Here is a 6182-nt window from a genome sequence, read left to right as displayed (position 1 = left end):
TTTGTATAAATGAGAAACAGGAGACCTGCTCAGCGATTTTGAAAATTTTGAATAGGGTTTACAACTAAAGAAATCTGTATGTCTGCTAAGTTCCATGACCCTGACGATCTAATTTACGAAATCACTAACTGAATTAAAAGATTTAATAATGACATATGACGAAGATAAGGATTTACTAATAGAATTATTGACCAACTGAGATATTTGATCAAACTAAACGGGAGTTCAATAGCTCGACGCTTTAAAGCAACACAGTATAGAAAACTAAAAAGGATCTTCAGTGGTCATAATATAGTAAATTATGGATTATGCTAATGCTTCTGTGAGTTCCACCTGGTATCCCATTTCACGTATCTTTCGAACCCAGAAATCAACACTAAGAAAAAAGGTGATCTTATCATGAATAAGAGTATGTCAGTGTCAGAAAAGTATCTATTTTTATCCAAGTTCCTTCGTTTTCCCAAACAAATTGGAAGCGTTACTCCTAGTTCAAAGACATTGGCGAAAAAAATGGTTTCTTCCATCCCTTGGGGTACAGTCCGTCATGTCGTAGAACTTGGTGCAGGCACAGGAGCCATTACCCATTTTATTCAAGAGGAAGTCCATTCAAGTGGAAAGGTGTTTGTGTTCGAGAAAGATCCAACCTTACGTCAATTGCTGAAGGAACAATATTCAGAATATAACTTCTTTGCAGATGCGATTCAACTTGATGAAGCCATACGAAGTAAGGGCATCGAACAAATCGATTGCGTAATTAGTGGTCTACCGTTTGCTAACTTTCCTCAACAACTTCGCGACGGTATTATGGAGCAGGTTGTGCAGACGCTCAAACCAGGAGGTTGGTTCGTAGCATTCCAATATTCGTTGCAAATGAAAAAGCAGCTGGAACAGCATTTCAGTATCATTCGCATTCATTATGTCATGGCTAACTTCCCGCCAGCTTTTGTGTATGTATGTCAAAAAAAATGAAAAGTTCTACCCATGAACCCTGTATAGTAGATGAGAAGCATAGAAGAAAGGTGAGAAACTCTAATATTTTTCTTTACTGATCGTTCCCAATATGTCACCTTAGTTTTGGGAGTGAGTTTTATAGCTATATAAATTGAACTCGTAACATGAAGAATCGCTTGAATCGGGTAAGAAATAAGAAAGAGCCTGAAAAGGCCGTGATCAAAATGACTCTCAATCAAGAAATCGAAAAACTAACAGAAGCCATGAAGAAAACGGAAAGTACCCGGCTGTATGAAAGATATTTAGCCATCTGGCTGCATCTGGAAGGCCGAACCCTCACTGAAAATGCGGATATTTTAGGCAGATCTTTTCCGGCCATCAGCGGATACTGGAAGAGCTACCGTGAGAACGGCCTTGCAGGTCTGGATTTGGGTGAATATCCGGGCGTTTCCAAACGCTTTTCGGATGAACAGGAGCAACGGCTAAAGCAAGTCATCGCCGATCAGCGTCCGGTCGATGTCGGATTTGAAGTGAAATATACTTGGACGCTAAAACTGATCCGTCCCTGGCTTCTCAGGAATTTGGTGAAGAATACACCCTTAGGAAATGAGACTATGCAAAGAAAAAAGAGATTAGTGAATTTGGAAAGTTTATTTGGATTGAAGATCCTGAAGGTCGACTGGTCGAGCTTTGGGAGAAATAACGAGTTGTAATTCATTTGCTATTGAGCTAAAACCAGCTAATATCTTGTCAATATTTTTCTCTTAAATTTATTTGGCGAAGGCAGTATACTAAAATTAGGCATGCTAAAGAACCTTCTCAGCAAGTATTGGAAGGTTTTTCTTTTGAATAATAAATATGCTAATTAAGCTAAGTCTACAAAGCTTAAACGAATAAGATGGCTGGTGTAGCTTACTTTTTGAAAAGGATTGTTTGCTGCAGCCACTACGATAAGACTTGATTTTTCACCAGCCCAGCGAACAGAACGACTTGGGCATAGATATGCAATAGTGTGGGCAATATTCGATTCTCCAGCTGCTTGAAAGGCTGTAGGAGTCGTAAATTGCTTAAGAAGTTGCAGTGATACTCTCGAATAGAGATCACCGAAAATACCTCTGTAGTCCGGAAAGACCTGATCTAAAACCGCTTGAAACTGCAGTTTTACCTGTACATACATTTGGGTAAGCGAGTCAAACTGACGTGTAAGATGTCTAAGATTGAGGAGTTGAACCCCTCGTTGTTTATGGTCTTCAAATTCCTCTTTGTAATACAGTTCACATAGCCGATAAGCATCGACTGCATCGGTCTTCACTTTGCGTAGACTTGATTTCTTCGCTTGATGTGAAATGAGCGGATTTACGACTAAGAACAAGATGCCGTGTTCCTCCAGGAACTGAATAACAGCCTGATCTGATGATAGTGCCACTTTGACTCCAAGATAACAGTGGGGGCTTTCTCGGTCTTAATTCGTACGTTTGAAATGACGTCTAAGAGCTGGCTAAGACCTTCTTGGTTATGCTAAAAGCAAAATGGCTGCCCATAGGGCTGGCCTTTGTTAAAGAAGACTTGTCCATCACTTTTACCTTTTGAAATATCCAGACCAATGACTGGATTCATAAACACTCTCCCTCTCATAAATATTTCCAGTACCCCTAGCACTGCTCATAGTTCCACAACATCGCTTGTTATGCGAGATCTATTCGTCTCAACCAGCTTAAACATGGTTTCTACAAGTAGGGGGCGATCCGTTTTAGCGACGGGTTCAAACCCAGGGGAACGACCGATCTGCTCCGGCTACTGACAAATACACCACCTAAACAAAAATGGTCAACCAGTAAAAACTGGCTGACCTCATAATACGACGGGGAACGTTAGCTCAATAAAACAGAGGTAGTCTAGGACTTTATTTCGTATTATTAGGTCAACCAGAGATATCTGGTTGGCCTTTTTTGCTTAGGGCGTGCCCAGAGGCACGCATCTTCTTGCCGGTGAAAGTCCGGTCATGGGAGGGGCCAAGCCCCCGCGTAGCTAGGGTACCTGCGTATGGCGAAATCTGTGCGTAGAAGCGTACCGACAAAAGTACCTGTCAGAGACAGGGCGAGCGACATATCAGGCCATAACATAAAGTGAATCCTGCCGCGTCGTCAAAAAGGCCTCGCAAGAGGGAAAAGAGGATGCCGAGTCTCGCCTAATTAGACGAAGGCCATGGAAGCTGTATAGAACTTGGAACAACAGCGAAGAATCCTCCGGCGTAGAGGGATCGGCATGGTATGAAAGAGGATGCAGTGAACTGGGGAGACCCTCCCCTGCACAGAAAAAAAAACTGTAAAGAGGTACTCTATAAGCCAGAAAGCGAAATGAGATACCTGCAGGAAGGGAGTCCGAGGGGCCCATAGTACCGAAGAACTGGTTTACAGTTAGCGCACTGGACAATGGCTGACAGGTCTATATCTCTGTCAAATCCGGTTCCTCGATGCGCACCTGTAACAAGGGCCACTTGCTTATCTTGTAACAACAGTTCGTTGAGATGGTCGAAAAAGTCGAGGCTGAGTTTAAATCGATGGAAGAAACAGAGGCAAAGAAACAGATTGCACAAATAGTTAGCGATTTACGGTTCAAGCGGATGACCTAATAAATGCACCTTTAATTTGTTCAAGACAAGTAATGAAACAGACATATACTAAGAATGAATTTGCGGACTGGTTTGTTGATAATTTTGATTGGTTGAAGAAGGTGTCGGTTATGCCATAACACTTGATAATATAGTGAATACGTCAGTCGAAAGCAAACTTTGTTTTAGACCGTTGTTCCAACACTGTTATCGGGATTAAATATGGTTTGGAAAAAGCATCAAGTCTTTTCGGCTGCTGCCGACTTATTCCTTAAAGAAACCCAGAAGAAATTGAACTTCCTTAGTTAGTGAGTCTACACTTTATAGGAAGCAAAGTCCTCTTCTATCTGTTGTTTTTCTGAAATAAACAAAGAGGCTGCCGACTCGTTTCGGGAGCTTTTTTGTTTGTTTATCATTTGATATTAGCTACTCAGAAATTTTGGGAAATGAAGTCGTGCCATGAGCAGCATGACTTCAAGATGATTAATTGATGACTTGATTCCGTTTCAACAAACCCCATAACTGATCAGCTACCTCAATAGGAGATTGTGGCATGTTATTGAGAATCCACCATTCGATTACCCCTACAAATGCTGAGCCCATGAATTGAGTCACTAGCTCTTTGCTGTAATTCTGATTATTGCCACCCATATCAATGTGGAGTTTGATGTGACTCGTAACGAGTTCTAGCATCCGTTCACGAAATGCAGGTATTCCTTTATTCGCAAGCATAGATGCATAAAATCGATGGTTCTCTGCAAAATAATTCATAACGGGCAAAAAGGAGGATTTTATCAAATCGACAGTCTCCCCGCTAGCATTTGTTTCAGTCGTAGCCGAAATCATTTTATTTAGGTTTTCGTCTATGCATTTGTTCAAAAGGTCGTATTTATCATCAAAATGAAAATATACGGTGCCTCTATTGATATTAGCCCGATCTGCAATATCGTTGATCGTAATGCTTTCAAAGTCCTTCTCAGAGACCAAAGTAATAAAGGATTGCAAAATAGCCTCTTTTGTTCTTGTAATTCTTCTGTCAACTTTACCTTCCAATTGCATAACCTCCCTGAAAAAATACAACAAAACACGATCTTCTGTTGAATATCGAACAAAAACCGAATGATTAACAATTGATCTAATCGATATACCTTATATAATAAGCAATAAGAAAAAGTTATTCAACAAGTGTTGGATTTTAAAACTGAGCATTTTGAGAAAGGAGTGATATAAATAATAACCCCATTTTAGTTTTTTTTAATATTTCAAATAATCTATTTAACTTACTCTAATCCAAATTACCAGGAGGATAACATCATGTCACTAGAAACGATCCAAGCAAAACTTGAATTAAGAGAACTCGTGGATGCTTATGCAACTTTAACCGATGAGAAAAGAATTTCAGATCAAATGCTATTATTTACCCCAGATACCCAATTTAAAGTATATATGAGTGACCAATTGGTGGCTAATGTATCTGGCACCGCACAACTGGAAGAGGAGTTCAACGGTCACGTTTCACTTGTGAAACGATACTTCTCTCTGAATGGGCAGCATGTTGTAAACGTGGATGGAGATACTGCAACAGGAGTAGTATTTTCTCATATAAAAATGTTGCGTGACGGTGAAGAGGGCACAGAAGTCCTCACTGATTATAGTGTTCAATATCATGATGTATATGTACGTCAAAATGAAAAGTGGCTCATTAAGGAACGCACATCAAAATACATTTTCGTTGAAGCAAAGGTCTTACAAAGCTAAGCGAAATATTACCAAAAGACGGGAATACCTTGTTGAATCCCGTCTTTTATTATTCATTTTTTCAAGGAGAGAATGATTTGTCAATGATTTCGATTATTTTGCAAAGTGCTTTAGTCCTTATGTTTCTTATGGCGGGCATTGGGAAAGTTACGGGCTCTAAAATGCATGTTGAGGGTTTCATAGTGGGGCAATATATACAGGTACAGGGATAGAAAGTCTGACTGGTGCGCAGAGAGCAGAGGCCGTCGCTAAGGCTAGCGGTAAAGCAATGGTTTATCGTACATTACCACTTGAGTCACTCCAAAGTCAGCTAATGCATTCGGGATTGCCCAGTGAAATGATCCCAAGCGTTGTGAGGATACAGCAAAATTTTTCTAATGGGGACTTTGATATTATTACTGGTGATATTGAGAAATTAACAGGTCGTCCGCCACAAAGTTTTGAATCGATATTAGCAAGTGCATTTTGAAACTTACAGGAAACACAATTCATCGAAGAAACAATAAATCTAGTAGGAGAAGAAAAAATGTTAAAAAAGAGAGGAGTGCAAAATTATGAGTGTAAATACAACACTTAACTCTGATTTCGAGTTTGATAATGCGATTTTTATGGGTTATTTCGTGATTGTTCTTAATCAGGATAAAATGGTTGGTTGGGGTCTCATTGAAAGCTTCAATGAGCTTGAAGTTCAGGTAAATGGGAAAGCCTACTTGAGGAAACAATCCATTTTCAAACAAACGCCCGTACCGGATGTTTACTATGAGCTCAAGTAAGAACATTTTTTAGCTATATTTGATTAGATGTCCCCCCGAATCTTTGCGGCGGTATAGCCGTTCTCACTGCTATTTTGATTTATTGGGTT

General features: G+C 40.0%; 5 protein-coding genes and 2 pseudogenes. 5 read left to right on the top strand and 2 right to left on the bottom strand.

Going from position 1 to position 6182, the window contains the following annotated elements; all coding sequences use genetic code 11:
- Positions 1-399: 399 nt before the first annotated feature.
- Both WH37_RS31915 and WH37_RS35165 read left to right on the top strand, forming a co-directional pair.
- Entirely contained in the window at positions 400-969 is a 570-nt protein-coding gene (locus WH37_RS31915) for a class I SAM-dependent methyltransferase (protein ID WP_231594453.1), read from the top strand.
- Between the two features lie 601 nt (positions 970-1570).
- A pseudogene (locus WH37_RS35165) lies at positions 1571-1654 on the top strand (VOC family protein); the annotation flags it as partial.
- Between the two features lie 162 nt (positions 1655-1816).
- On the opposite strand, the gene WH37_RS31905 reads toward WH37_RS35165, so the two are convergent.
- Positions 1817-2377: an IS110 family transposase gene (locus tag WH37_RS31905; RefSeq protein WP_074905055.1), complete on the bottom strand. Its 561-nt coding sequence runs from the start codon at positions 2375-2377 to the stop codon at positions 1817-1819.
- 1184 nt (positions 2378-3561) lie between these two features.
- Between WH37_RS31905 and WH37_RS37615 the strand changes: the two are divergent.
- A pseudogene (locus WH37_RS37615) lies at positions 3562-3871 on the top strand (LysR family transcriptional regulator); the annotation flags it as partial.
- A gap of 174 nt (positions 3872-4045) precedes the next feature.
- On the opposite strand, the gene WH37_RS31900 reads toward WH37_RS37615, so the two are convergent.
- Entirely contained in the window at positions 4046-4621 is a 576-nt protein-coding gene (locus WH37_RS31900) for a TetR/AcrR family transcriptional regulator (protein ID WP_046234701.1), read from the bottom strand.
- Positions 4622-4876: 255 nt separating this feature from the next.
- Here WH37_RS31900 and WH37_RS31895 point away from each other — a divergent pair, with 255 nt between their 5' ends.
- Both WH37_RS31895 and WH37_RS31885 read left to right on the top strand, forming a co-directional pair.
- The gene (locus tag WH37_RS31895; protein ID WP_046234700.1) at positions 4877-5320 is read left to right on the top strand and encodes a nuclear transport factor 2 family protein; all 444 of its coding nucleotides are present in this window, start codon (positions 4877-4879) and stop codon (positions 5318-5320) included.
- Positions 5321-5874: 554 nt separating this feature from the next.
- Entirely contained in the window at positions 5875-6093 is a 219-nt protein-coding gene (locus tag WH37_RS31885; RefSeq protein ID WP_046234699.1) for a hypothetical protein, read from the top strand.
- The last annotated feature ends 89 nt before the right edge of the window (positions 6094-6182 follow it).

This window comes from Paenibacillus algorifonticola (assembly GCF_000971975.1).
Classification (GTDB): domain Bacteria; phylum Bacillota; class Bacilli; order Paenibacillales; family Paenibacillaceae; genus Pristimantibacillus; species Pristimantibacillus algorifonticola.
This window is presented reverse-complemented; position numbering and strand designations above follow the sequence as displayed.

Excerpts from the sequence above, each read along its gene's own strand:
- WH37_RS31915 (WP_231594453.1), top strand. The coding sequence starts at position 400 with ATGAATAAGAGTATGTCAGTGTCAGAAAAGTATCTATTTTTATCCAAG.
- WH37_RS31900 (WP_046234701.1), bottom strand. The coding sequence starts at position 4,621 with ATGCAATTGGAAGGTAAAGTTGACAGAAGAATTACAAGAACAAAAGAG.
- WH37_RS31895 (WP_046234700.1), top strand. The coding sequence starts at position 4,877 with ATGTCACTAGAAACGATCCAAGCAAAACTTGAATTAAGAGAACTCGTG.
- WH37_RS31885 (WP_046234699.1), top strand. The coding sequence starts at position 5,875 with ATGAGTGTAAATACAACACTTAACTCTGATTTCGAGTTTGATAATGCG.